This is a genomic window from Roseovarius sp. MMSF_3298, assembly GCF_030733705.1.
GTDB classification, from domain to species: domain Bacteria; phylum Pseudomonadota; class Alphaproteobacteria; order Rhodobacterales; family Rhodobacteraceae; genus Roseovarius; species Roseovarius confluentis.
The window spans coordinates 153,555-178,820 of record NZ_JASHIN010000001.1 but is presented as its reverse complement, the minus strand read 5'-3'; the positions used below and the strand labels follow the sequence as shown (position 1 = coordinate 178,820).

26 protein-coding genes are annotated in these 25,266 nt (G+C 63.3%); 11 read left to right on the top strand and 15 right to left on the bottom strand.

Going from position 1 to position 25,266, the window contains the following annotated elements; translation table 11 throughout:
• Positions 1 to 19: 19 nt before the first annotated feature.
• The gene (locus tag RBB18_RS00900; protein WP_103761219.1) at positions 20 to 409 is read right to left on the bottom strand and encodes a DoxX family protein; all 390 of its coding nucleotides are present in this window, start codon (positions 407 to 409) and stop codon (positions 20 to 22) included.
• Positions 410 to 740: 331 nt separating this feature from the next.
• Between RBB18_RS00900 and aroQ the strand changes: the two genes are divergently transcribed.
• Together aroQ and RBB18_RS00890 are read left to right on the top strand one after the other, a co-directional pair.
• Positions 741 to 1,184, top strand: a complete 444-nt coding sequence (gene aroQ, locus RBB18_RS00895) for a type II 3-dehydroquinate dehydratase (protein ID WP_306110497.1) — start codon at positions 741 to 743, stop codon at positions 1,182 to 1,184.
• Positions 1,181 to 1,936 carry a LuxR family transcriptional regulator gene (locus RBB18_RS00890; RefSeq protein WP_103761221.1) on the top strand — a complete coding sequence of 252 codons (756 nt, stop codon included), beginning with the start codon at positions 1,181 to 1,183 and terminating at the stop codon, positions 1,934 to 1,936. Before aroQ ends, RBB18_RS00890 begins: the two co-directional genes overlap by 4 nt.
• 658 nt (positions 1,937 to 2,594) lie before the next feature.
• Here RBB18_RS00890 and tsf read toward each other — a convergent pair.
• From tsf to RBB18_RS00860, 6 genes are all read right to left on the bottom strand, one after another.
• Positions 2,595 to 3,470 carry a translation elongation factor Ts gene (tsf, locus tag RBB18_RS00885; RefSeq protein WP_103761222.1) on the bottom strand — a complete coding sequence of 292 codons (876 nt, stop codon included), beginning with the start codon at positions 3,468 to 3,470 and terminating at the stop codon, positions 2,595 to 2,597.
• Positions 3,471 to 3,558: 88 nt separating this feature from the next.
• Positions 3,559 to 4,440: a 30S ribosomal protein S2 gene (rpsB, locus tag RBB18_RS00880; protein ID WP_103761223.1), complete on the bottom strand. Its 882-nt coding sequence runs from the start codon at positions 4,438 to 4,440 to the stop codon at positions 3,559 to 3,561.
• 201 nt (positions 4,441 to 4,641) lie between these two features.
• Positions 4,642 to 5,106 carry a HEAT repeat domain-containing protein gene (locus RBB18_RS00875; RefSeq protein ID WP_170067089.1) on the bottom strand — a complete coding sequence of 155 codons (465 nt, stop codon included), beginning with the start codon at positions 5,104 to 5,106 and terminating at the stop codon, positions 4,642 to 4,644.
• Between the two features lie 10 nt (positions 5,107 to 5,116).
• Complete coding sequence (locus RBB18_RS00870; RefSeq protein ID WP_146049942.1) at positions 5,117 to 5,788, bottom strand: hypothetical protein; 672 nt, start codon at positions 5,786 to 5,788, stop codon at positions 5,117 to 5,119.
• Between the two features lie 11 nt (positions 5,789 to 5,799).
• Complete coding sequence (locus RBB18_RS00865; protein ID WP_306110496.1) at positions 5,800 to 6,873, bottom strand: hypothetical protein; 1,074 nt, start codon at positions 6,871 to 6,873, stop codon at positions 5,800 to 5,802.
• A gap of 212 nt (positions 6,874 to 7,085) precedes the next feature.
• Positions 7,086 to 7,694: a hypothetical protein gene (locus RBB18_RS00860; RefSeq protein ID WP_306110495.1), complete on the bottom strand. Its 609-nt coding sequence runs from the start codon at positions 7,692 to 7,694 to the stop codon at positions 7,086 to 7,088.
• A 75-nt stretch (positions 7,695 to 7,769) separates the two neighbouring features.
• Here RBB18_RS00860 and RBB18_RS00855 point away from each other — a divergent pair, with 75 nt between their 5' ends.
• The 3 genes from RBB18_RS00855 (at position 7,770) to RBB18_RS00845 (ending at position 10,402) form a co-directional block, all read left to right on the top strand.
• Positions 7,770 to 8,663: a PfkB family carbohydrate kinase gene (locus tag RBB18_RS00855; protein ID WP_306110494.1), complete on the top strand. Its 894-nt coding sequence runs from the start codon at positions 7,770 to 7,772 to the stop codon at positions 8,661 to 8,663.
• Entirely contained in the window at positions 8,660 to 9,595 is a 936-nt protein-coding gene (locus RBB18_RS00850) for a pseudouridine-5'-phosphate glycosidase (protein WP_306110493.1), read from the top strand. The genes RBB18_RS00855 and RBB18_RS00850 overlap by 4 nt, the downstream gene beginning before the upstream one ends.
• A gap of 63 nt (positions 9,596 to 9,658) precedes the next feature.
• A complete protein-coding gene (locus RBB18_RS00845) occupies positions 9,659 to 10,402 on the top strand; it encodes a DUF502 domain-containing protein (protein WP_306110492.1) in 744 nt (247 codons plus the stop codon).
• Between the two features lie 147 nt (positions 10,403 to 10,549).
• Here RBB18_RS00845 and RBB18_RS00840 read toward each other — a convergent pair whose 3' ends face one another.
• Positions 10,550 to 11,593 carry a patatin-like phospholipase family protein gene (locus RBB18_RS00840; RefSeq protein WP_306110491.1) on the bottom strand — a complete coding sequence of 348 codons (1,044 nt, stop codon included), beginning with the start codon at positions 11,591 to 11,593 and terminating at the stop codon, positions 10,550 to 10,552.
• 45 nt (positions 11,594 to 11,638) lie between these two features.
• Positions 11,639 to 12,412, bottom strand: a complete 774-nt coding sequence (locus RBB18_RS00835; protein ID WP_103761232.1) for a 3-hydroxybutyrate dehydrogenase — start codon at positions 12,410 to 12,412, stop codon at positions 11,639 to 11,641.
• 323 nt (positions 12,413 to 12,735) lie between these two features.
• Between RBB18_RS00835 and RBB18_RS00830 the strand changes: the two genes are divergently transcribed.
• Positions 12,736 to 14,568 carry an extracellular solute-binding protein gene (locus RBB18_RS00830; protein ID WP_371931564.1) on the top strand — a complete coding sequence of 611 codons (1,833 nt, stop codon included), beginning with the start codon at positions 12,736 to 12,738 and terminating at the stop codon, positions 14,566 to 14,568.
• A 29-nt stretch (positions 14,569 to 14,597) separates the two neighbouring features.
• Positions 14,598 to 14,714 carry a lipoprotein gene (locus tag RBB18_RS00825; protein ID WP_057789274.1) on the top strand — a complete coding sequence of 39 codons (117 nt, stop codon included), beginning with the start codon at positions 14,598 to 14,600 and terminating at the stop codon, positions 14,712 to 14,714.
• A 141-nt stretch (positions 14,715 to 14,855) separates the two neighbouring features.
• On the opposite strand, the gene RBB18_RS00820 is transcribed toward RBB18_RS00825, so the two are convergent.
• Positions 14,856 to 16,226 (bottom strand): class II 3-deoxy-7-phosphoheptulonate synthase, encoded by a 1,371-nt coding sequence (locus tag RBB18_RS00820; protein ID WP_306110490.1) that lies wholly within the window; start codon positions 16,224 to 16,226, stop codon positions 14,856 to 14,858.
• 169 nt (positions 16,227 to 16,395) lie between these two features.
• Here RBB18_RS00820 and RBB18_RS00815 point away from each other — a divergent pair, with 169 nt between their 5' ends.
• The gene (locus RBB18_RS00815) at positions 16,396 to 17,403 is read left to right on the top strand and encodes a GlxA family transcriptional regulator (RefSeq protein WP_103761235.1); all 1,008 of its coding nucleotides are present in this window, start codon (positions 16,396 to 16,398) and stop codon (positions 17,401 to 17,403) included.
• 38 nt (positions 17,404 to 17,441) lie between these two features.
• Here the strand turns inward: RBB18_RS00815 and RBB18_RS00810 are convergent, their stop codons facing one another.
• The gene (locus RBB18_RS00810; protein WP_306110489.1) at positions 17,442 to 17,870 is read right to left on the bottom strand and encodes a hypothetical protein; all 429 of its coding nucleotides are present in this window, start codon (positions 17,868 to 17,870) and stop codon (positions 17,442 to 17,444) included.
• 563 nt (positions 17,871 to 18,433) lie between these two features.
• Here RBB18_RS00810 and RBB18_RS00805 point away from each other — a divergent pair.
• Complete coding sequence (locus RBB18_RS00805) at positions 18,434 to 18,640, top strand: hypothetical protein (RefSeq protein ID WP_146049943.1); 207 nt, start codon at positions 18,434 to 18,436, stop codon at positions 18,638 to 18,640.
• A gap of 64 nt (positions 18,641 to 18,704) precedes the next feature.
• On the top strand, positions 18,705 to 18,890 hold the full coding sequence (locus RBB18_RS00800; protein WP_103761238.1) for a Flp family type IVb pilin: 186 nt from the start codon (positions 18,705 to 18,707) through the stop codon (positions 18,888 to 18,890).
• A 55-nt stretch (positions 18,891 to 18,945) separates the two neighbouring features.
• On the opposite strand, the gene dxs is transcribed toward RBB18_RS00800, so the two are convergent.
• Genes dxs through RBB18_RS00785 form a run of 3 tightly spaced genes read right to left on the bottom strand, consistent with a single transcriptional unit; the run spans position 18,946 to position 22,021 of the window.
• A complete protein-coding gene (dxs, locus tag RBB18_RS00795) occupies positions 18,946 to 20,871 on the bottom strand; it encodes a 1-deoxy-D-xylulose-5-phosphate synthase (RefSeq protein ID WP_306110488.1) in 1,926 nt (641 codons plus the stop codon).
• A gap of 44 nt (positions 20,872 to 20,915) precedes the next feature.
• Positions 20,916 to 21,779 (bottom strand): polyprenyl synthetase family protein, encoded by an 864-nt coding sequence (locus RBB18_RS00790; RefSeq protein ID WP_306110487.1) that lies wholly within the window; start codon positions 21,777 to 21,779, stop codon positions 20,916 to 20,918.
• Positions 21,779 to 22,021 (bottom strand): exodeoxyribonuclease VII small subunit, encoded by a 243-nt coding sequence (locus RBB18_RS00785; RefSeq protein WP_103761844.1) that lies wholly within the window; start codon positions 22,019 to 22,021, stop codon positions 21,779 to 21,781. The genes RBB18_RS00790 and RBB18_RS00785 overlap by 1 nt, the downstream gene beginning before the upstream one ends.
• Before the next feature lie 103 nt (positions 22,022 to 22,124).
• Here RBB18_RS00785 and RBB18_RS00780 point away from each other — a divergent pair, with 103 nt between their 5' ends.
• Positions 22,125 to 23,096 (top strand): phosphotransferase, encoded by a 972-nt coding sequence (locus RBB18_RS00780; protein ID WP_306110486.1) that lies wholly within the window; start codon positions 22,125 to 22,127, stop codon positions 23,094 to 23,096.
• Between the two features lie 227 nt (positions 23,097 to 23,323).
• Here RBB18_RS00780 and RBB18_RS00775 read toward each other — a convergent pair whose 3' ends face one another.
• A complete protein-coding gene (locus RBB18_RS00775) occupies positions 23,324 to 24,865 on the bottom strand; it encodes a helicase HerA-like domain-containing protein (protein ID WP_306110485.1) in 1,542 nt (513 codons plus the stop codon).
• Positions 24,866 to 25,266: the final 401 nt, after the last annotated feature.

Genomic DNA, 25,266 nt, shown 5'->3' with positions numbered 1-25,266 from the left:
GGCAGGGGACTGCCCTGCTCTACGGGCCGTTGCCGGTGAACCGCCGCGCGTAATCGCTCAGCACCAGCAGGCCGCCGGCAATTGCCCAGTTCTTGACGAAGATCGACATCTGCCAGCCATCCTCGGGCTGGAAGTGGAAAATGCTCGTCACCATGCAATAGACGCTCAGCGCCAGCGCCACCCAACGCGTGGCGTATCCCATCAACAATGCCAGACCGGCCACCGCGTTGAACACCAGCGCGGGCCAGATCAGCCAACCGGGCAAGCCCAGATTACCCAGCAGCGCCATGCCTTGCTCTGGTCCCAACGCTTTCTGCACCGCACCGGCCAGGAACAACACCGCGATCAACGTGCGTCCCACGCGCAGGGTCACTGGCGTTGCGGTCGGGGTGGGGTCTGTCGCGGCCATCAAGCGTCTCCCTGGCGTCGTGTCCCGGTCCATGCGCGGATACAGGTCATGTAAAGCCACGCAAACACGGGGCGAGAAGTTTCCAACCGGACACTTCCTGATACGCGGTAAGCGCATAATCAGTATTATGTTAAATATGTAGGCATCCCGGAAAACCCCCTCGGCCAGCTAAAACCCAGACACAGCAAAGGTTTGACCGGATCAGCTCACCCTCGTACCGAAGTCGTCAGCCACGATGCCACACTGCCGCACAGAGAGCCAGACCCCGCAACTCTCACTCGACACCACCGTATGTCACGGTCTATGACGTAGCGGAAAGGACGCGCGCCACATGACTTCCATCCTGATCCTCAACGGGCCCAACCTCAACCTCCTCGGCACCCGCCAGCCAGAGGTCTACGGGACCACGACGCTGGGTGACATCGAGGCCCAATGCACCAAGGTGGCCCGGTCGCTCGGCCTGACCCTCGCCTTTGCCCAATCCAATTCCGAGGGCGCGATGGTCGACATGATCCATGAGGCCCGCGGCACGCATGACGGCCTCATCCTCAACGCCGGCGCCTACACACACACCTCCATCGCTCTCATGGACGCGATCTCCAGCGTCGGGATCCCCACGATCGAGCTGCATCTCAGCAATATCCACGCACGCGAAGAGTTTCGTCACACCTCCTACATCGCAAAAGTCGCCCTCGGGGTGATCTGCGGTTTCGGCGCGCATGGCTACACGCTGGCGCTTCAGGCCATGGCCAACCACCTGGAGGCTACCACGTGATCTCAACCGCGCATCTCAACACGCTCCTGAACGCACCCAGCGTCGAAGAGCTCTGGGATATGCACGTCGCGCAAATGGCCGACTACGGCTTCGACCGGCTGATCTACGGCTTCACCCGGTACCGGACGTCGACGTCGCTGGGTGACCCGGACGATTTTGTCCTGCTCAGCAACCATTCGCCCGAATACATGGACACGTTCATCGGCGACGGTCTCTATCACCACGCGCCGATGGTCCGCTGGGCGCTGGACAACGAAGGCGCCTGTTCCTGGCGGGTCATGGCCGAGATGCTGGAAACCGATACGCTGACCCCGCAGGAACGCAAGGTGGTCGAATTCAACGCCTCGATGGGCGTGACCTGCGGCTACTCGATCAGTTTCAAATCCATGTCGCCGCGCACCAAGGGCGCCGTCGCGCTCACTGCGCATGCCGATCGTGACCAGGCGGCCTGCGACACGCTGTGGGAACAGCATGGCGACGACATCATCCTGCTCAACAACATCGTGCATCTGCGCATCCTCACCCTGCCCTACGAGGCCCCGGGCCGGTCCTTGACCAGGCGCCAGAAAGAGGTGCTGGGCTGGGTTGGCGACGGCAAAACAATCCAGGACATCGCGCTCCTGATGGAACTGACACCGGCCACGGTGGAAAAGCACCTGCGCCTCGCGCGCGAGGCCCTGAGCGTCGAGACCACCGCTCAGGCGGTGCTCAAGGCCGCGTTCCAGAACCAGATCTTCGTGCTCGAAACCTGACATCGGCGCAACCTATGCGCGAAATATAGTTTCAAATACTTCCCTCCTGGCGACATGTTTTACCACTTGGTAAGGATTCCCTTACTTCCCCGAATTGACGTTACGTCGCATTATTGGGGCGTTCCGTGAGTGGTGGCTTTTAAGCCTGGGAACATGGGTCGGACCTCTCTGCGATACCAGGGAGAAACCGGCCTGCCGGTTTTGCCGGAGGCCGGTCGGTTTGCCTATTCATCGGCGGACCGGCCGGATTTGCCTGCACCGTCTCATCCCGTTTCAGGTGCAAGGAATGACGGTGTCGTCCGCCCGGGCGGCACCGTTTCTCTTGGCGCCCTACCCGTCCAATGCAGCTTGCCGCCAAAAGCAAAGGCGTCGCGCAGATACGACACGCAAATCGCGCGGCCGCCGATCTTCCGACGGCCCCGGCGTACAGGATGTGATGAAAGGACAACGCCACCCGGCCCGGCGACGCCATCGCCTCTGCCCGGCTCCGATCTAGCAACAACTCTTGCGTCGAACCAAGCAAAAAACGCGCCCCGATGACTCGGAACGCGCCCATTTTCCTCTGGCCGGAAATATCCCGAGGGGTGCGGGGGGCTGCCCCCCGCTTTGAACCAGTAGCCCGAGGGGCTGGCCCCTCGGTCCCACGGTCAAGCCAAGCTCAGCCCTGAGCCGCCTTGGCGACTTCCTCGGCGAAGTTCTCTTCTTTCTTCTCGATCCCCTCGCCCACTTCCATGCGGATGAAGCCGGTGATCTCGGCGCCCGCTTCGGCAGCGGCGGCGCCGACGGTCACGTCGGGGTTGATGACGAAGGACTGGTTCACCAGCGTGATCTCGGACATGTATTTCTTCATGCGGCCCTCGATCATCTTCTCGATCACCTGCTCCGGCTTACCGGATTCGCGGGCGATGTCGATCTGCACCTGGCGTTCCTTGTCGACAACGGCCTGATCCAGCTCCGCCTCGTTCAGCGCGGCGGGATTGGTGGCGGCGATATGCATCGCGACCTGGCGGCCGAACGCCTCGTCACCACCTTTCATGGCGACCAGCACGCCGATCTTGCCCATGCCATCGGTGGCGGCGTTGTGGATGTAGCTCACCACGGTGTCGCCCTCGATCTTCTCCATGCGGCGCAGGCCCATGTTCTCGCCGATCGTGGCGATCTTGTCGGTGATGGTGTCGGCCACGCTCTTGCCACCGATCTCTGCCGATTGCAGCGCGTCGATATTGGCCACGCCCACGGCGGCGGCGGCAATGTCGCCCACCATCTTCTGGAAATCGGCGTTCTTGGCAACGAAGTCGGTCTCGGCATTCACCTCGACGGCAACGCCCGTGCCACCGGTCACGCTGACGGCCACCAGGCCCTCGGCGGCGGTGCGGCCGGATTTCTTGGCGGCTTTCGCCAGGCCCTTGGTGCGCAGCCAGTCAACGGCGGCGTCCATGTCGCCATCGGTTTCGGTCAGCGCTTTCTTCGCGTCCATCATGCCCGCGCCGGTCTTGTCGCGCAGCTCTTTCACACTTGCAGCTGTGATCGCCATCTTGGCTCTCCTCGAATATTGGGGCTGTCATGGGCGCAGGTCGACCCGCGCCCAGTTATATCAACAAGGTATAGGTTTCGTGACAGGCTCAGCTGTCAGCGGCCTCTTTCTTGACCTCTTCGGCGGACTCGATGTCCAGCGGCGCGTCCTTGGACATGGAGTCGTCGTGCATCGCCTCGTCGCTCGGTGCGGGCGCTTCGGCGGCCGGGGCCGGCGCTTCGCTCACGGCTTCCTCGGTCGGGGCCTCTTCCATCGCGCCCACGTCGATTCCGGCCGCACCCATCTGGGCCGACATGCCGTCCAGCGCGGCGCGGGACACCAGGTCACAGTAAAGCGAGATCGCGCGTGCCGCGTCGTCGTTGCCGGGGATGATGTAGTCGATGCCATCGGGCGAGCAGTTGGTGTCGACCACGGCGACCACGGGAATGCCCAGCTTGTTGGCTTCCGCCACGGCCAGCGATTCTTTCTTGACGTCGATCACGAACAGCAGGTCGGGCACGCCACCCATCTGGCGGATACCGCCCAGCGACGCGTTCAGCTTCTCCTGGTCGCGCTCAAGGCCCAGACGCTCTTTCTTGGTCAGACCCTCGGCGCCGCCTTCCATGATCTCGTCGATCTCGTTCAGGCGCTTGATCGACTGGCTCACGGTCTGCCAGTTGGTCAGCGTGCCGCCCAGCCAGCGGTGGTTCATGTAGTATTGCGCGCATTTTTCAGCGGCTTCGGCGATCGGCGCGCTGGCCTGCCGCTTGGTGCCCACGAACAGCACGCGGCCGTTCTTGGCCACGGTCTCGCGGATGACGTTCAGCGCCGCGTCGAGCATCGGCACGGTCTGCGTCAGGTCCATGATGTGGATGCCATTGCGCGCGCCATAGATGAACTCGCCCATACGGGGGTTCCAACGCTGCGTCTGGTGGCCGAAGTGAACGCCAGCTTCAAGCAGCTGACGCATGGAGAACTCTGGAAGAGCCATGGTCTTTTTCCTTTCCGGTTTGCGCCTCGGTACGGGATGAGAAGCGGATGCTTCAACCGGTGGACTTCCGGGGATGTCTCCCCCGAAAAGCCCGCCCATACCTGCGGGATTGAATGGCGCGGACCTAAACCAAAGCCGATCGCTTTGCAAGAGCGTTGTTGGAAAGGCCGTGCGCCGCGCAGCGTCGGCGCCCGCGCGGGTCTATTTCGCGCGGTCCAGTTTCTTTCGGGCGGCACGGCGCACAAAGGCTTCGGCATCGCTCTCGGCGATCTCCTTCAACCGGTCCATTGCCGCCTTGTCTCCGATCCGTGCCAGCGCCTGCGAAGCAACCTTGCGGATCTGAGCATCATCTGCTGCCGTCATCTTGACCAACTCACCCCGAGCCTTGGCTCCGCCCAGACGGCCAAGCGCATCCGCCGCCGCAAGCTTTCCGCCCGTGTCCAGCTTGGGCAGCGCTTTCAAAATCGGTTGCACCGCTTCCTTCTTGTTCATGCGCCCCAGCACGAACATCGCACGGATCTTCCGGGCATCGGGTGCGCTGTTCTCCTCGATCACCCGGACCAGCGCGGCAAGGTCCTCGGCCGTCGCCTTGCGGGCCAGTTCCTCCAGCGAATGGCCACAATCGGTGGCCAGCATGCGCTCGGCAATGTTGTCTAGCTCTGCCATTGTTGCCTCCTCAGCATTCCTCGACATCGTCGTCGTCGTTGATGTTGTCGCATTGCGTGTTGTTCAGGTTGGGCAGCGCGACGTTGATGTTGTTGGTGCCGCACCCGGTCATCAGGTTCGTCAGGTCGCAACTGTCATCGCTGTCGATATGGGGATTGTCCCCGACAACGTGGGTCAATTCATGCACCCAAGTCCAGGGCGACGCCCCCGGCCCCACCCAGAATCCGCGCCGGTCGGACGGGTGCGCGGCACAGCCGAACGGGCTGGGGTTGTTGACGTAATACCCGACGATATTCGCACCCAGGTTCCGGCCCAGGTCGAACAGTTCGTCCTCGTCGTCGCTCACACTGTGCCCGCTGCCCCGGCAATCGTCCTGCTCGAACACCAGCAGCCCGGGGTTGTTCACGGTTATGCTGTCCGTGGGATAGATCCAGACATCGCACTCATTCTGGTAAACGTCATTGCCATTGTCCAGGTCGCGCTGAATCTGGGGCGTGGCCCCCTGGATCGTGACCAGCGCCACCTTGACGAAGGGCATGTTCTGGATGCGGTCCATCTGCGCCAGGACCGACCGGTTGCGGGGATTGTCATTGGCATAGACGCCAAGGATGTCCTCGCGCAGCGACAGGCGCCCGGTCTTGTCCAGGCACGTGTCCGCCACGTTTCTGATGCTTGCACTCATGTCCCGGCCTCCTATTGCAGGTTGACCAGGACCGGGATCAGGCCGGTGCCCTGCTCCAGCGGTGCCAGCGCCTTGCCCAGCACGGCGCCGAATGCGCGCTGGCGGTCGACCGCCTTCATCGCGTGGCCCGGCATGTCCGCCGAGGTCAGCAGGTCTCCAACCGAAATCGCGGCCATGCTCGCATCGACCTTGCAATAGACCTTGCCGACCAGAGCGATCGGCATCCGGTCCTCGACGTCGTGGCGCTTGTCCATGACGATCCCCGGCTTGAAGTCTCCGGCGCCCGAGATCACGCCCACGACCCTCGGATCATAGCCGCGCTCGCACGGTACCAGCGATCCGTCATCGGTGAGCGACATGACCGTGCCGGGGCTTGCTTCGGCCACGGCACAGGCGGCCACGTCGAAATCCTCGGCGAAGTCGGCGTTCTGCATGATGATGTCACCGGCGTCGCCATTGATATGGATCGTGGCCTGGCTCAGCGTCGTGTTATCCCCGTCCGAAGCGAACACCACGATGTCGCCGTCGGCGCCATTCCCACCGATCCACATGTTGCCGCCTCCCGCGTCCAGCCGGATGCGGTTGTCGCCGTTATCGGCCTGCAGCGTGATATCTCCGTCGGCACCATTACCGCCAGCGCGGTAGTTCCCGGAGTCGCCGCTCATGTGGATTGTCGCCGCGGCGGTCGATTGGGTGGTCGCACCACTTGGCAAAAGAACCAGGTCGCCGTCGGCGCCATTCGCCCCCAGCCACAGGTTGCCGCCGCCCGCATCGAGATGGATGCGCCGGTCGCCACTGTTCGAATTCAGCGTAATATCCCCGTCCGCGCCATTGCCCCCGGCGCGATAGTTGCCCGAGTCGCCGCTCATGTGGATTGTACCCGCCGAGGCCGATTGGCTGGTCGCCCCGGCGGGCATAAGCACCAGGTCCCCGTCGGCGCCGTTGCCACCCAGATACGCGTTGCCGCTGCCCGCATCCAGGTGAATGCGCCGCGTGCCGTCATTGGCGTTCAAAAGCAGGTCACCATCGGTGTTGTCACCGCCTGCCGAGATGTTTCCGGTGTTTGAATTGATCGAGATAGCCATGAAAATTTCTCCGTAATATCAAAGTTTTGACGCCAGTTCAGGCGGCTTTGGAAATAGATTTAAAAAACTATGCACACAGGGCCGGCGACCCGTGGATACAAAAACGCCCAGGGCCGGCACTCGCGCAATAAGTGTACCATTAACGCCTTCTTCGCGCAACTATCGTCAAACTTCCGCTGGTAATCTGCACCAGCCCGCTCCAAGACTTTGGGCTAAAGGCACACTTCGCTCAGTCGGATCTCCGCCAGTTCAGGCGCTGCCTCGGCCAGCATGTCTTCAAGGACCTCGGTCCCGACCGGCGCATAAAACCATTCCGCATCATCCCAAACCACCAGCCATCGTGCGCACCAATTCGTGACCGCGTCCTCTGGCGACAGACCTTCGGTCCCGCTGGCCGCCAGACCCCACTGCCAGTCGCCCTGCGACCCGTATCGGTCGAATGCGGGCGCGGTCACCTCGAATGCCGCTATATCGAACGGATGCGCATAGTCGGGGTCCAGCACCGCGTCCCGCAGCCAGTCGGCGGGCATGTCGATCCGGTCGGCATAGGCCTCCAGCAGCCCCGGCAACACATGCGCCCGCCGGTCCCGACGCACCCGCGCCTCCTGTCCCGACAGGTCCGCGACCGTGCCGAGAAAGGCAAAGGCCCCCTCCCCCGGCGCGGCGCTGAGGTTGGCAAAGGCGGAAAACACTTCCGCCCGCCGGTCCTTTGCCGTCTCTTCGGTGAACCACGAGGCCGGCAGGTTCGCGGCAACCGCCGCCAACACCAGAAGCGCCAGCACGGGTCTCAGCGGGATGCGAAAGCGACGAGCCTTTTCCATTGCGCCACCCTACGCCGCGTCACCGCGCCTCGCAAACCGCTTGCTCTCGCCGTTCCCGGCGGTGCAAATGATCGCATGACGCCTCCGCCCGACATCCTCTGCATCGGCTCGGTCCTGTGGGACATCATCGGCCGCTCCGCCAGCGCGATGCGCCAGGGATCGGACGTGCCCGGCCGCATCGCCCGCGGCCCCGGCGGCGTGGCGCTCAACATCGCGCTCACCCTGCTGCGCTTCGGCCTGCGCCCCGCCCTGCTCAGCGCCGTGGGCCGCGACGCCCCGGGCGAAGAGCTTCTGGCGCTCTGCACCGCGCGCGGCATCGACACGTCCCATGTCTGGCGCTCGTCCGAGCTGCCGACCGATCAATACATGGCCATTGAGGGCGCGGGCGGACTGGTGGCGGCCATCGCCGACGCCCATTCGCTCGAAGCCGCCGGAGACCGGATTCTCGCGCCGCTGCAAGACGGCACATTGGGCAGCGCCGCCAAGCCACATACCGGCCCCATCGCGCTGGACGGCAACCTGACGACCACGCTGCTGAGCCGGATCGCCCACGACCCCGCCTTTTCCGCCGCCGACCTTCGTGTCGCCCCTGCCTCGCCGGGCAAGGCCGAACGCCTGCTGCCGTTCCTGCAAACCGGGCGGGGCATCCTCTATGTCAACCTCGAAGAGGCAGGCATCCTCTGCGGCCGAACCTTTGCCTCCGCCTCCGGCGCAGCGCAGGCCTTGCGCGACCGGGGCGCCGCCCGCGCCGTCGTCACCAACGGCGCAGAGACCGCCGCCGACGCCCATCCGGGCGGCCTTCTGACCGGCCAGCCAGCGCCCGTTCTCGTCACCCGAGTCACCGGCGCGGGCGACACATTCATGGCCGCGCATATTGCCGCCGAAACACGTGGCGAGGACCGCGCCACCGCCCTCGACCGCGCGCTTCAGGCCGCCGCCACCCACATTTCCGGAGAGATCCCGTCATGACCACCCTGCCCCTGCAGTTCTCGCCAGAGGTCGCCGCCGCCCGCGCCGAGGGGCGCCCCATCGTGGCGCTCGAAAGCACCATCATTACCCACGGCATGCCCTATCCGCGGAACCTGGAAACGGCGTGGCAGGTCGAGGATGCGGTGCGCGAGGCGGGCGCGACCCCGGCCACCATCGCCGTGCTGGATGGGCAGTTGCATATCGGCCTGGACGAGGGCCAGCTCGAAGCACTCGCCAAGGCGCAGAACGTCGCCAAGCTCAGCCGCGCCGACCTTCCGGTCTGCCTGGCCACCGGCGGCACCGGCGCCACTACCGTCGCCGCCACCATGATCGCCGCGCACATCGCCGGCATCGCCACCTTCGCCACGGGCGGCATCGGCGGTGTGCATCGCGGCGCCGAACACAGCTTCGACATCTCCGCCGATCTGCAGGAACTGGCGCAAACCCCCGTCACCGTGGTCTGCGCCGGGGCCAAGGCCATTCTCGACCTGCCCAAGACGCTGGAAGTGCTGGAAACCCTCGGCGTGCCGGTCATCGCCTATGGTCAGGACAGCCTGCCGGCCTTCTGGTCCGCCAACTCGAACCTGCCCGCGCCCCTACGCCTCGACGATGCGCATGCGATCGCGCGTGCGCACCTCACCCGCGCGGCTCTCGGACTGCCGGGCGGACAGCTTGTCGCCAACCCTATACCGTCCGCCGCCGAAATCCCCGCCGCCGAGATCACCCCGATCATCGAACAGGCCACGCAAGAGGCCACCGACCGGGGCATCACCGCCAAGGAGGTCACGCCCTTCCTGCTCGACCGGATCTACACCCTCACCGAGGGCCGGTCGCTCGACGCCAACATCGCGCTGGTTGTCAACAATGCCCGGCTTGCCGCGAAAATCGCCACCTGCCTAATCAATGAGCCTCAAAGCGGCGCTCGGCGCTGAAATCCGTTGTAGCGTCCCCTTGAAGCGCCTAGATATCGCCAGATAGAACCCCCGAAGGCGCCAATGAACACCCCTTTCGACGAAGATCCCCCGCCCCCGCCCAAGAAACCCGGACGGTTCGCGGGGCTGCGCGCCAGCTTTCTGACCGGCATCGTGGTGATTGCGCCGGTTGTTCTGACCATCTGGTTGATCTGGACGCTGGTCGGCTGGGTCGACGGGTTCGTTCTGCCGTTTGTCCCGGACATCTATCAGCCGGAATACCTGATCAACCGCTTCGTTCTGGGCAACACGCGCCCCGACGATGCCGACTGGGTCCACTTCAACATTCGCGGCGTGGGCGTGATCGTCTTTCTCGTGTTCACGCTTTTCGTGGGCTGGGTCGCCAAGGGCCTGATCGGCCGCTCGCTCATCCGCTACGGCGAAAGCCTGGTGGACCGGATGCCGGTCGTCCGCTCGATCTATTCCGGGGTCAAGCAGATCGCCGAGACGGTCTTTGCCCAATCCGAACGCAGCTTCGAAAAGGCCTGCCTCATCCAGTACCCGCGCAAAGGCATCTGGGCCGTCGGCTTCATCTCGACCCAGGCCAAGGGCGAGGTCGCCGAAAAGGCGCAGATATCGGAAGACATGCTCAGCGTCTTCGTGCCCACGACACCAAACCCGACCTCGGGCTTCCTGCTGTTCTTTCCACGCTCCGACGTGATCGAGCTGGACATGTCGATCGAGGACGCGGCCAAGCTGGTGATCTCCGCCGGGCTGGTTTATCCGGGGCAGAACGGCAAGGTGGTCCAGCCCGAAAGTGAGCACTGAAATAGTTACCGGCCGGTAAATGCGGCAACCGGTCTCTTGATCCGCGCCGAACGGGATTTTCGCACCGTCGCAATACCACTGGAATACCGACGCGATACCGACGTCCGGTTTTGGCCTGTCCGGCGCCGTTAATCATGCGGCGGCGACTCAGCCGAACATCGCCTCCAGATCGACCGTATCGCGCATTCCGACAGCCTCGAAATCCGTCTCCAGGAACCGCTCTGCCGCCGCCCGTCCGGCCCGTTTCAGCCGGTCCAGCACCAGCGGGCTCGGCACCAGTTTTGTGGCCACCGACAGCTCTCGCATCAGGTCGTCATCGGCGATCATGTGCACCCTGACCCGCTTCATCGCACCCTCCGCGATGGTGCCGGCATCGATCAGGCCCTGCACGAAATGAACCGCCCGCAACTCCCGCAGAAGCGCGGCGTTAAAGCTGATCTCGTTGATCCGGTTCTGGATCTCCTGCGGCGATTTCGGCACCTCGTCGCGCACCAGCGGGTTGATGTTGACGACCACGATGTCGTCCGGCAACTCCTTGCGGTATAACGGAAATAGTGCAGGATTCCCGCTGTACCCCCCATCCCAGTAATGCGCGCCGTCAATCTCGACCGCCTGGAACAGCGTCGGCAGACAGGCCGAGGCCAGCAGGCTGTCTGACGTGATCGCATCGCCCTCGAACACCCGAATCTTGCCGGTATGCACGTTGGTGGCGCCGACAAAGAATTGCGGCTCGCAGATCTTGCAGACCCTGTCATAGGCGAACCTGTCCACCACCCGCCGCAAAGGGTTCACGTAGAACGGACCATAGGCATAGGGCGAGATGGCCCGGCTGGCCGCGTCGGCCAGCGTATAGGCCGGCGACAGTTCCAGCACGTCGCTGAACGTGCCGATCCCGGGCAACCGGCCCGCCATCCACGCGGGCAGGCGAAAATCCTCCACCGCGCCCATCTGCGCCCAAAGCCAATCAAGGTTCTCGCGCGCCCCCTCCCGGCCTCCGGCCAACAGGCCGGCCTTCAGGGCCGCCCCGTTCAGCGCTCCGGCTGACGTGCCGGAAATGCCTGCGATCTCAATCGCTTCCTCCTCCAGAAGTCGGTCCAGAACACCCCAGGTAAACGCCCCGTGGGCGCCCCCGCCCTGCAATGCCAGATTGATCCGTTTACCACCCAAGTCACACGCTCTTCTTCTGGCCATAAATATCCCGGGAAGCCCGAGGGGCTGGCCCCTCGGCCCGTCCTGTCACAGCGCCGTCCAGCCACCATCGACACTGATCGTCGTGCCGGTGATCTGCTCTGCGGAAGAGGAACACAGGAAGACCGTCGTCCCGCCCATCTGCTCCACCGTCGCCATCTGCTTGGACGGCTGGCGTTCCAGGATCACCTCGCGGATCACCTCGTCGCGGCCCATGCCGTATTTTTCCATCGTGTCCGGGATCTGCTTTTCCACCAGCGGCGTCATCACGTAGCCGGGGCAGATCGCGTTGCAGGTGATCGGCTCTTCCGCCGTCTCCAGCGCCGTCACTTTGGTCAGCCCCACGATCCCGTGCTTGGCCGCCACATAGGCCGATTTGAACGGGCTCGCGGTTAGGCCATGGGCGCTGGCGATGTTGATTATTCGGCCCCAACCCCGTTCGCGCATCACCGGCAGCGCGGCGGCGGTGGTGTGAAAGGCCGAGCTCAGGTTCACCGCGATGATCTGGTCCCATTTCTCGACCGGGAAGTCCGGGATGCCCGCCACGTGCTGCACGCCCGCATTGTTCACCAAGATGTCACAACCTCCGGCCTCCTCGATCAGCCTGCGGCAGGCCTCGGGGTCGCTCATGTCCGCGGCGATGAATTCCACCTCCGCCCCGGTGTCTTTACGAATTCTTTCCGCGATTTCGTAATTCTCGTCCCGCGCGGCCCGCCCGTTCAGCACGACACGCGCTCCTGCCTCGGCCAGAGAAGTGGCGATTCCAAGACCGATTCCCGAGGTCGATCCGGTGACGATTGCGGTTTTTCCGGCGAGAGACATGAGACAGCACCCTTTTGTTAACTTGCTCGTCAGACCTAGCGCGTTTCGCGGGCCGTTGAAAACCTGCCATACACGGGTTTTGGCGCATATGGGCGCATGTTGGTCATGTTGAGAAAAAACTGCCGATCGCATAAAAAAAACGCCGGCACAAGGCCGGCGTTAAGTTATTGAGGCAGGTTTCATACAGGCAAGAAACCTATCGAGCAGTGACACCTTTATACGCAATTCACCGTGATGATCCAAGCTAAAAGTTTGAAAAGACGTAAATCCGCCTTTAACCTCGTTGGTCAGACAAACAAGGCCCGAGCAGGATTGTTGCCCAAATGGGATTAGATTTTTTCCACCGCGCGCTGCACGCAGTCGCGATTCTTGGCGCCGGTTTAGCGGCCGCGCCCGGCATGGCCGAGCCGTCGCATGGCATAGCTATGTACGGCGACCCCGCCCTGCCACCAGATTTCGTGTCCCTACCCTACGCCAACCCCGATGCGCCCAAGGGCGGTCGGCTGGTCAGCGGCAATGTCGGCAGCTTCGACAGCCTCAATCCATTCGTCCAGAAAGGCGAACCGCCCTGGCAGTTGCGCCACCTCACGCACGAGTCGCTGATGGGCCGCTCCTATGACGAGCCGTTCTCGCTTTACGGCCTTCTGGCCGAATCGGTCGAAACGGGTCCCGACCGTGAATGGGTCGAATTCACCCTGCGCGAAGAGGTCGAATTTTCCGACGGCACCCCCGTCACGGTCGACGACGTGATCTGGTCCTACCAGACCATTGGCACCGAAGGTCACGGTCGCTATCGCGGCTTCTGGCAGAAGGTCGAAAAGATCGAGGCCACAGGCCCGCGCAGCGTCCGTCTGACCTTCAACACAGAGGACCGCGAATTGGCCCTCATTGCCGGTCTGCGGCCGATCCTTAAAAAGGCCCAGTGGGAAGGCAAGGATTTCTCCGAAGCCGCGCTGGCCGACGTGCCCATCGGCTCGGCGCCTTACGTGGTCGCGGACTATGAAGTCGGCCGGCATGTGACGCTGAAGCGCAACCCGGAGTACTGGGGCAATGACCTGCCTTTCCGGCGTGGCACCAACAATTTCGACGAGATCCGCATCGAGTTCTACGGCGACGATGCCGTTCTGAAAGAAGCGTTCAAGGCGCAAGCGATCTCTTACGTTCGCGAACTGAACGCCGAGAAATGGGCGACGCAATACGACTTTCCGGCCGTGCAGTCCGGGGATGTCACCTTGTCGGAAATCCCGCACGGCAAGCCCTCGGGCATGACCGGCTTCGTGTTCAACACCCGCCGCGCGCCGCTCGACGATTGGCGCGTGCGCGAGGCGCTGATCCTCGCCTTCAATTTCGAATATATCAACGACACGCTGACCCGCGGACGGCAGCCGCGCATCACTTCCTACTTTTCGGGCTCCGAACTGGGTATGCGCGACGGCCCCGCAACGGGCCGCGTGCGCGCGTTGCTGGAACCTTACGCCGATACGCTTCTGCCCGGGGCTTTGGAGGGCTACACGGTGCCCCACGGCGACGGCACCAAGCGCAACCGCGGCAATATCCGCAAGGCGATGAACCTGCTGAACGAAGCCGGGTGGACCGTCGAAGAGGGCGAATTGCGCAATGCCGAGGGCGCGCAATTGGAGCTGACCGTACTTTTGCGTCAGGACGGGCTGCTGCAGCAGGCCGTGACCTACATGGAGATCTACGCCCAGGCGCTGGAGCGTCTCGGCATCGACCTGACCGTTGAGACCACCGATCCCGCGCAGTACAACGAGCGCGAGCAGAATTTCGATTTCGACCTCACCTTCTTTCGCCGCGCGTTCTCGCTCAGCCCCGGCAACGAGCAGATATATTACTGGGGCGCCGAGTACGCCGACATCCCCGGCAGCCGCAACGTGATGGGCATGAAGTCCCCCGCCGCCGAGGCGATGATCGACACTATGCTGAACGCCACCAGCCGCGAAGACTTTGTCGCCGCTGTGCGCGCGCTGGACAGGGTGTTGATTTCAGGTCGCTATGTCATCCCGATCCACGAGTATGCCGTCGGCAGGATTGCGCATCTCAGCCACTTGAAATACCCTTCCGACCGACTGCCGGTCTACGGGGACGGGATCTGGTTCCTGCCCGAGGTCTGGTGGTCCGAGGCAAGTGAACAATAAAAAACGACAGTAACAATCGAGCAGGTATCATGAGGAAAATCGCTGTTTTCGCGCTGATCGCCGCAGCCCTGTCTGGCTGCGCCACGATCGAAGGTGTCGGCCGGGATATTTCCGGCGCGTCGCGCGGCGTTCAAAGCTGGTTCTGAGGCCGCGCTAAAGCTGCCAGGCAGAACCTTTTCACGTCTTCGGTCACGAAGGCGAATGCGTTTTTGCGCGCGCGTTCACGGTGCTCCGCGAAAAAAGGCCGACGCGAATGCGCCGGCCTTTTCCTTTTCTTTTCAATCGCTTCAGCTGACTTTCTGAGCCGCCCGGCTTTCGCGCAGGTCCGACAGTTCCTGCGCCACGAGGAAGGCCAGCTCAAGCGCCTGAGAGGCGTTCAGCCGCGGATCGCAGGCCGTGTGGTAACGGTCCGACAGGTCCTCTTCGGTCACCGCCCGCACGCCGCCGGTGCACTCGGTCACGTCCTGACCCGTCATCTCGAAATGCACGCCACCGGGGATGGTGCCCTCGGCCCGGTGCACGCCGAAAAATTCCTGCACTTCGCGCAGCACGCTGTCGAAGGGGCGCGTCTTGTAGCCCGAGGCCGACTTGATAGTATTGCCATGCATCGGGTCGCAGACCCAGGTCACGTTGGCCCCCTCTTCGCGAACAGTCTTGATAAGACGTGGCAGGTGTTCGCCCGCCTTGCCCGCACCGAAGCGTGCGATCAGCGTCAGACGCCCGGCCTCGTTTTCCGGGTTCAGCGTCGCCATCAGCTTTTTCAGGTCATCCGTTTCCATCGTCGGGCCGCATTTCAGGCCGATCGGGTTCAGCACGCCGCGCAGGAATTCAACATGTGCGCCGTCCGGCTGCCGCGTGCGGTCGCCGATCCAAAGCATGTGCCCCGACCCCGCCAGCCAGTTGCCCGAGGTCGAGTCCACGCGCGCCAGCGCCTCTTCGTATTCCAGCAGCAGGCTTTCGTGCGAGGTATAGAAATCGACCGAGTGCAGCGTCGGAGCGCTGGCGCTGTCGACGCCCGCCGCACGCATGAAGTCCAGCGTGTCGGAAATGCGCGACGCCATCTCGCGGTAGCGTTCCGCCTTTTCGCCGTCGGTAAAGCCCAGCGTCCAAGCATGCACCTGGTTCACGTCGGCATAACCCCCGGTTGAAAAAGCCCGCAGGAGGTTCAGCGTGGCGGCCGCCTGCGTGTAGGCCTGCAGCATCTTGTTCGGATCGGGGATCCGTGCCTCCGGCGTGAAGGCCAGCTCGTTGATGATGTCGCCGCGGTAGCTGGGCAATTCCATGCCATCGACCACCTCGGTCGGTGCCGAGCGCGGCTTGGCGAACTGACCGGCCATGCGCCCGACCTTGATCACCGGCACCTTGGCACCGTAAGTCAGCACCATTGCCATCTGCAGCATCACCTTGAACGTGTCGCGGATCGCGTCGGCCGAGAATTGGTCGAACGCTTCTGCACAATCACCGCCCTGCAACAGGAACGCTTCGCCCCGCGATGCTGCGCCGAGCTCTTTCTTCAGGCGTCGTGCTTCGCCGGCAAACACCAGAGGCGGATACTTGGACAGCTTCGACTCCACCGCTTGCAGCGCCGCTGCATCGGTGTAATCGGGCATTTGGATCCGCGGCTTGCTGCGCCAGTCCGATTTCTGCCAATCGCTCATCGTTCTTCTCCGCTCATCGAATTACGAGACCCGTCTATACTAAAGCAGGCCGGACGACACCATACGAGTTCGACAGAATATGTCGGAAATTGACCGCCGGTGCTCTTGCCAACCTCGCGGTTTTCGTGGAACAGCTATCCGATAGGCCATTGCGCAGGGAGTAGAGAACATGCGCACGGAAGCGACCAAAACAAGCGCTGGCCCCACGTCCGGGCCAAAACGTTTCGTTTTCGTATTGCTGGAGAATTTCTCGCTGCTGAGCTTTGCCTCGGCGCTTGATTGTTTGCGTATCGCCAATCGCATGGCCGGCGAGACCCTGTACGAATGGGTTATGGCGGGTGACTCCGACGACGAGGAGACCGTATCCTGCTCGGCAGGAACGCGGTTCAAGGTCGATATCGGGCTTGAGGAGTTGCGCCGCGAGGACGTCGTCCTTTTGTGTGGCGGTGCCAACATCCAGACAGCGGCTACCAAGAAAATGCTGAACTGGCTGCGCCGCGAAGCGCGCCGGGGCCCGCGGATCGGCGGGCTTTGCACGGCGTCCTATATCATGGCCAAGGCCGGGCTGCTGGATGGCAAGCGCGCGACGATCCACTGGGAAAACCACGACAGCTTTACCGAGGAATTCGACGAGGTGGAACTGACGAAGTCCGTCTTCGTGGTCGACGGAAACCGCATGTCGACGGCCGGTGGCACCTCGTCCATCGACCTGATGCTGAAACTCATCGCCGACGACCATGGCGAGCAGTTGGCCAACGCAGTGGCCGACCAGATGATCTATTCCTCGATCCGCACCGACCAGGACACGCAGCGGCTGTCCGTGCCCACGCGCATCGGGGTCCGGCATCCCAAGCTCAGCCAGGTCATCCAGATGATGGAGAGCAATATCGAGGAGCCGATCAGCCCCGCGATATTGGCCAAGCAGGTGGCCATGTCCACGCGGCAGCTGGAGCGGCTGTTCCGGCGTTACCTGAACCGTTCGCCGAAGCGCTACTACATGGAACTGCGCCTGCAAAAGGCCCGCAACCTGCTGATGCAGACCGACATGACGGTGATCAACGTGGCCCTTGCCTGTGGCTTTGCCTCGCCGTCGCATTTCTCGAAATGCTACCGTTCGCATTACAACACCACGCCCTACCGCGAGCGTGGCAGCCAGGCGGCAAGACTGTCTGTCTAGTTCCCGCGCCTCGGGTGTAACCGCCCTGCCCCGGTGGCTCAGAATTCGCCCAACAGAACAACGGGATCGGTGTTGAACTTGAAGTTGACGGCGACCACGGCGTCTGGCCGCGTGTGAAACAGCACCAAGGCGTAGATGTAATTGATTCCGCTGTAGTAGACGTACATCTCGCGCGTCCAATGATCGCCCAGCTTTTCGGATTTCATGACTTCGACCGTATCCAGCGGCTTGGGAAAGAGCGCTTTCACCTGTGCCTCGAGGCTTTGCAATTCGTCGGCCGTCATCTCGTCGGACGCACCGAACGCGCGCATCAGCATGACGATGTTCTGGTTCATCATGCCGTCATCCATGATGCTGCGCATGTGGTCATAATCCCGAAAGACAGACTCGGGGTTCTCTTGTGCAGCAGAGGGAGCCGCCAAGTTGATCGTCACGATGGCAAGCAGGGCGGCGAAATATCTGGACATGCTTCTAATCCCAATATTCCCAAAACGATATCGCAGTCAGGTTGCCATGAACGGTCCTGATTGCCTAGAGGTCGCGGTCCTACACGGCTGACGCCCTGCGCTAACGTCTTCTGTGCAGGCTCCCCGTCGAAACTGGGTCAAAATGAGGCGCGTGGGTTCAGATTTCTGCTCACTTTGGGCGCTTGCGTCGCGGTTCTTGTATCGTAGCTCGGCGCACCGGCCTTTTTTTCAAAGGCGCTACGCTTGATCAGGCAGACTGAGCATATCCGCTGACAACGCAAAATTTGCTAAAATTGATTCGTGCAATGTGACAATCAGATGGCATTTGCGTTGTCCGACCCGGTTTAACTGTTTCGCTCTACTCAACGGTTTTCGACATGCGGCTCCATTGAAATCTCGGCATCACAGAAAGGGGCATAAATTTGGCCCTAGAAAAGGTTAACATCCCGCTTTTGCCCAATTTGCCACATTTCCGCCCTATTTCAGACCCACCTTCATCCTCGTCGATGCGTGCCGAAGCTGCTTTCGAAACGCGGCAACTTCGAAAGACCGAGACAATACCAATGGCCCGAAGCCGGATGCTGGACCACCTGAGAAACTTTCTGACCGACGACACCGGCGTGGTGAGCGTTGACTGGATCGTTCTTGGCTTCAGCGTGATCTGCCTTGGATGCCTGACAGTCGGCACGGCCCGGGACGGAACCTTTGGCCTTGCCGACTCGATCAAGACGTCGGTCGAAACGAAGACAGTCGAGGGTGTTGACCCCTGAACCTTAACTTTCGCCGGCAACGCCAAGGGCACCGGCTCCGCAACCAACTAGGAAAGACACTGCCATGTTTTCCGCACTCCAGAAATTCATCGCCGAAGAAGACGGCGCCGTGACCGTGGACTGGGTCGTGATGGCGGCGGCCGTCACCTGGCTTTGCCTGGGCGCACTGCAAACCGCACAAGGCGGGGTTAACAATCTGGCGTCGGCGTTAGAGCAAGGCATCTCGGTCAAGTCCGTCGAAGATCAATGAGCCGGACGCGCCCGATGCTGCGGGCCATCCGTCGCGCCGATCCGGTGTAGCCCGCTCAGGCTCGTCTTCCCGCGATCTGGCCAATCCCAAGCACATCCAGCACCTTCGCCTCGATCTGCGCGGCATTGAGCCCGGCAACGGCGTACATGTCGGCCGGGCTCGCCTGATCAATGAAAATGTCCGGCAGCACCATCGAGCGGAACCGCAAGCCTTCGTCGAACACACCCTGCTCGGCCAGGTGGTGCGCCACGTGGCTGCCGAACCCGCCGATGGCGCCCTCCTCGATCGTGATCAGCGCCTCGTGATCCGCGGCCAGTCGGTCGATCAGGTCGGTGTCCAGAGGCTTTGAGAACCGCGCATCGGCCACGGTCGGCGTGATACCCCGCGCGCCCAGCCCCTCGCAGGCCTTCATCACCTCGCCAAGACGGGTGCCGAAGGACAGGATCGCAACGCGCGAGCCTTCGCGGATCATGCGGCCCTTGCCGATCTCCAGCACCTCGCCGGGTTCGGGCATCGTGACGCCCTCGCCCTCACCGCGGGGATAGCGGAACGCGATGGGCCCGCTGTCATGCGCCGCGGCGGTCGCGACCATGTGCACCAGCTCGGCCTCATCGGCGGCGGCCATGACGGTAAAGCCCGGCAGGTTCGAAAGAAAGGCCACGTCGAAGCTGCCCGCATGGGTGGCGCCGTCGGCCCCAACCAGCCCCGCGCGGTCGATCGCGAAGCGCACCGGAAGGCGTTGGATGGCGACATCGTGCACGACCTGGTCGAACCCGCGTTGCAGGAAGGTGGAGTAAATCGCACAGAACGGCCGCATTCCGCCCGCGGCCAGCCCGGCGGAGAAGGTGACGGCGTGCTGCTCGGCGATGCCGACGTCAAAACAGCGCGACGGGTAACGCTTCTCGAACAGGTCCAGCCCGGTGCCGTCCGGCATGGCGGCGGTGACGCCGCAGATCCGGTCATCCTCGGCGGCGTGTTTCAGCAGCGCCTCGGCAAAGACCTTGGTATAGCTGGGCGCGTTCGAAGGCGATTTCTTCTGCTCGCCCGTGACCACGTCGAATTTCGCGGTCGCGTGCCCCCCGTCGCGCCGACCTTCGGCGGGGGCATAGCCCTTGCCCTTCTTGGTGATCATGTGGATCAGGATCGGACCCTGCGCGCGGGCCTTGACCGTGCGCAGTACCGGCAACAACTGGTCCATGTCATGCCCGTCGATCGGACCGAGATAGCTGAACCCCAGCTGTTCGAACAGCGTCCCGCCCACGGCCATGCCCTTGAGCACCTCCTTGGCCCGTTTCGCGCCCATCTGGAACGGCTCTGGCAGCAGTGACACCGCACCTTTGGCGGCGGCCTTGAACTCCTGGAACGGTTCACCCGCATAGAGGCGCGAAAGGTAGGATGACAGCGCCCCCACGGGCGGGGCGATGGACATCTCGTTATCGTTCAGGATCACGATCAGGCGTTTGTTCAGGTGGCCCGCGTGGTTCATCGCCTCAAAGGCCATTCCCGCAGACATCGCCCCGTCGCCGATCACCGCGATGGCATCGCCATGGCCGGTGTCGCTGGCCCCGCCGAGGTCGCGCGCCGCGGCAAAACCCAGGGCGGCGGAGATCGACGTGGAGCTATGCGCGGCACCAAAAGGGTCGTAGGGGCTTTCAGAGCGCTTCGTGAAGCCGCTGAGCCCCCCCTCCTGCCGGATGGTGCGGATACGGTCACGGCGGCCGGTCAGGATCTTGTGCGGATAGCACTGGTGGCTCACGTCCCAGATGATCTTGTCCCGCGGCGCGTCGAAAACGTGGTGCAGCGCGACGGTCAGTTCAATCACGCCGAGGCCCGCGCCCAGATGCCCACCGGTCTCCGACACGGCCGAAATGGTTTCGGTGCGCAGTTCGTCGGCCAATTGACGCAGCTCCGCATCGGAGAAACGCTTGAGCTCGGCGGGGCTGGACACCGTGTCCAGCAAGGGGGTCTGGGGGCGTGTCACGCGTCGCCGCTCCTTGAATTTGGCTGCCGGCCTGGACCGGGCGGCTAGCTCTGCCGCGAGATAACGAAGCGGGCCAAGTCGCGCAAGCGGTCGGCCCCCTCTCCGTAAGCAGATAAGCTGTCACAGGCGGTGTCAACAAGGGCAGCGGCGCGCCGTCGCGCCCCTTCGAGACCGAGAAGCGACACGAACGTGGCCTTGCCGGCGGCGGCGTCCTTGCCCACCGCCTTGCCCACGGCGGCGGCATCCCCCGTCTCGTCAATGACGTCGTCCTGGATCTGGAACGCCAGGCCAAGCGCCTTGGCATAGGCGGCGAGCGGCGCAATGTCGGCGCGGGCCATGGCCGCGCCTGCGCAGGCAGCCCAGCCGAAAAGCGCGCCGGTCTTGCCATCCTGCAGCGCGATGATTTGGTCCAACGTCAATGGGTCCGGCGCTGTTTCCGCCGCGATATCAAGGGCCTGCCCCAAGACCATGCCGTCCTTTCCCGCTGCGCGCGCCAGCGTCAGCGCAAGCTCGGCGCGGGCCTCGGATGTGTCGGCGCCCTCGGGATGGGCCGCAAGTTCGAACGCCAGCGATTGCAGTGCGTCGCCCACAAGAACGGCTGTGCCTTCGTCCCATTTCACGTGCACCGTGGGCTGCCCCCGACGCAGATCGTCGTCATCCATGCAGGGCAGATCATCATGCACCAGGCTGTAGGCGTGCATCGCCTCGATTCCTGCCGCGGGAAAGACTGCCCGCGAAGGGTTAACATCGTGCAAACGGGCCGTTTCCATCACCAGAAAGCCGCGCAGGGCCTTGCCGCCGAAGAGCGCGTGGCGCATTGCTGCATGCAGGGGAAGATCGCCGGTGATTTGCGCCTCGAGGCAGCGTCGGATGGCCGTCGCGTCCGCCGCGAGCGCGGACTGAAGCATCAGAGCCCCTCGACCGGGGTGGTGCCCTTGGGGGTGCCCTCGCCGTCGAGCGTGATGGCCGCGACTTTCTCTTCGGCTTCTTTCAGCTTGGTTTCGCAGCGTTTTTTCAGCTTGGCCCCCTGCTCGTACAAGGCGATGGATTCGTCCAGCGGCACGTCGCCGCGCTCCAGCCGGGTGACGACGTCCTCGAGCGCCTTCATCGCCTGTTCGAAAGACATGGTGTTGATCGCGTCGTCGTCCATTTCAGGGGCCTCTTGCATGGGTTTTCAACAGGCACCATAGCGGTGCGCGGCGCGGGCTTCAATTCGGTTGACGCCCCGCAGGGCATGGGGAAGGATACCGGCCATGAAGCCCTTTTCCACGTCCGATGCCGCGCCCGTGGCCGACCCCGACTTGTCCAGTCTAGTCGCCCGGCGGCTGGATTCTGCGACGGCGGAAGATGCCGCGTTTTCAACAACTCAGGTGACGGAGCTCATCCGCGAGGTTTCGGGTAAGCGGGTCGTGCTGCGTGGCCGGATCGGGGGGCAGCGGGCGGTTTTCCGGCTCTATCTCGACCGGGTCGAGGACTGCACACGGGACTGGAACGAGCTGTGCCGTATCTGGCCAAAGATGCGTGAAGGCGAATTGCGGGTCTGCGCGCCACTGGGATTTGCACCCGAAGCCGGCCTTCTGGCGGTGTCGGAGGTCGAGGGCACGCCCTTGCTGCAATGGATCTACCGCGCGCCGGAGGCCGAGCGGGCGCGGTACCTGGAGCCCGCGGCGCGGTGGTTGCGGGCTTATACGGAATGCACCGAAACCGAGGCTGCCGCCCAGCCCGCGGGATGGGCCAAGCGGGCCGAGCGGGCGGCGAAGACGCAGGCGTTCACCCGGTTGAAACAAGTGGAAAAGCCGATCCTGCAGGAAATCCAGCGCCTGGTGCCGCTGATGGACAAAAGCCAGTGGCGGTTTGCCGTGTCGCATGGGGACTTTCACCCCAACAATTTGATCGTGAACGAAAATATGGTGACCGGAATTGACTGTGGCGGGTCGCGTCCGGCGCCCATATACAAGGATATGGCGCGGTTCCTGATGCATATGGGCCGTCGCGCGATGATCCCGTCGGGCGAGGCCTGCCTTGGTGTGGACCGGCAAGGCTTCATCGCCTTTTGCGACGCGTTCCGGCTGTCGGCGGAAGAGCGGGAAGTGACCCTGCCCTTCTTCATCGCGGTGGAAGCGCTGTTGCGGGCCGAGACCCGGAACCTCTCGCAAAGCCGGGTGCGGCGGGCCCGGCAAATGTCGGAGGCGCTGCTGGCCGACCTGGAACGGATCGGGCGCTAGGCGACTCGAAGGTTAACGGCAGCGGAGGCGCGAAAACCACGTCGGTAAAGCGTCGGTATTCCTACGGTATCGCGACGGTGCCAGGTTCCGGCGACCGAATTTAACAAACCGTGCGCCTTAGCTGTTAAACGTTGGTTAAAGCCAGTCGCATCCCGGACTTGATCCGGGAGCTCCTGAGGCTAAGGATCCGGCAGGCGCGCCTCGTGAAGTGCCCCGGACGGCGATGGCTACCTGCCCTTGAAGAGCCCGCCCAGAATGCCGCGCACGATCCGGCGCCCGGTGGTGCCGCCCAGTTCCTTGACCACGGCGTTCATCACGGCACCGCCGATACTGTCGCTTTCCCTGCGGCTGCGCGAGGACGAGCGATCGACCCGGGACCCGGAGTAGCGGCGGCCCGCGTTGAACTCGCGTTCGGCGGCGGATTTCTCCTCGGCGGCGGTCTCGGCCTTTTCGGCCTCTTGCGCGGCCGTCTCGGCGCGTTTTGCAAGGATCTCGTAGGCGGAGTCGCGGTCCAGGACGGTCTCGTACTTGCCCGCCACGGGCGACGCGGCAATCACGCCTTGGCGGGCGGCCGTGTCGATGGGACCCAGGCGCGAGGATGGCGGGCGGATGAGCGTGCGTTCGACGATGCCGGGCACGCCCTTGTCTTGCAGCATGGAGGTCACCGCCTCGCCGGTGCCCACATCGCGGATGGCGTCGGCGGTATCGAAGCGGTCATTGGGGCGATAGGTCTCGGCGGCACGTTCCAGCGCCTTGCGGTCGCGGGCGGTAAAGGCACGCAGCGCGTGCTGCACGCGGTTGCCAAGCTGGCCCAGGATATCCTCGGGCACGTCATCGGGGTTCTGGGTGATGAAATAGACGCCGACCCCCTTGGAACGGATCAGGCGGGCGACCTGCTCGACCTTGTCGATGAGCGCCTTGGGGGCGTCCTCGAACAGCAGGTGCGCCTCGTCGAAGAAGAAGACCAGCTTGGGCTTGTCGGGATCGCCGACCTCCGGGAGCGTCTCGAACAACTCGCTGAGAAGCCACAGAAGGAACGTGGCGTAGAGGCGCGGCGCGCCCATCAGCCTGTCGGCGGCGAGGATGTTGACCTGGCCCCGGCCATCGGGGGCGGTGGTCATCAGGTCGGACAACTCCAGCGCGGGTTCGGCAAAGAACTGGGCGCCGCCCTGATTTTCCAGCACGAGCAGCGAGCGCTGGATCGCCCCGACGGATTGGCGCGAGACGTTGCCGTAGCGCAGGGAAAGCTCGCTGCTGTTCTCGCCGACCCAGACCAGAAGGGCCTGTAGATCCTTGAGATCCAGCAGGGTCAGGCCCTGTTCGTCGGCGACGCGAAAGGCAATGTTCATCACCCCCTCCTGTGCCTCGGTCAGTTGCATCAGGCGGCTGAGCAGAAGCGGGCCCATTTCGGCCACGGTGGCGCGGACGGGGTGACCCTGTTCGCCGAAAAGGTCCCAGAAGGTCACCGGAAAGCTGTCATAGGCGTAGTCGGTAAAGCCGATGGTCTCGGCGCGGGTCATGAAGGCCTCATGCAGCTTGAAATCCGCCGATCCTGCGGCGGCGAGGCCGGAAAGGTCGCCCTTGACGTCCGACAGGAAGACCGGGACACCGGCGGCGGAGAAGCCCTCGGCCAGGATCTGCAGCGTGACGGTCTTGCCGGTGCCCGTAGCCCCGGCGATAAGACCGTGGCGGTTCGCGTATTTGAGGCTGAGCCCCTGTTTCTCGGCGTAATCGACGCCGCCACCGCCCAAGAAAACCTTGTTTTCCAAGCCCCTGCCCCCTCGTCCAAGTTTTTTCACGATGCGAACATACAAAATTAAGGATTGTCTGCCAGTGTTTATCTCGTCCCGGGCCTCGTGTCCTCTTGGTCCGGGGCGACTTCCTCCCTGTCAGACTGGCCGCGCCTTCGGGTGCGGCCCTTTTTCTGGACTTGTTGCGGCAAATTCCCGGCGGTTGGCGCGGGCACAACCTTAGCGGGCATGCTCTTGAAATGGCTCGATAAGTTTTTTTGATGATTGCCTGTTGACGGCTCGTCGGAACTGTCCTAGCGTCGGCTCAATAGATAAGTCGGCCAGTCCGGCAGGGAGAATTGGGAAAGAGACCTTTTGGGTCTCTTTTCCTTTTTCATGGGGAATGTTCTGCTGTTATTTCAAGAGGATAGCGCTGCCCG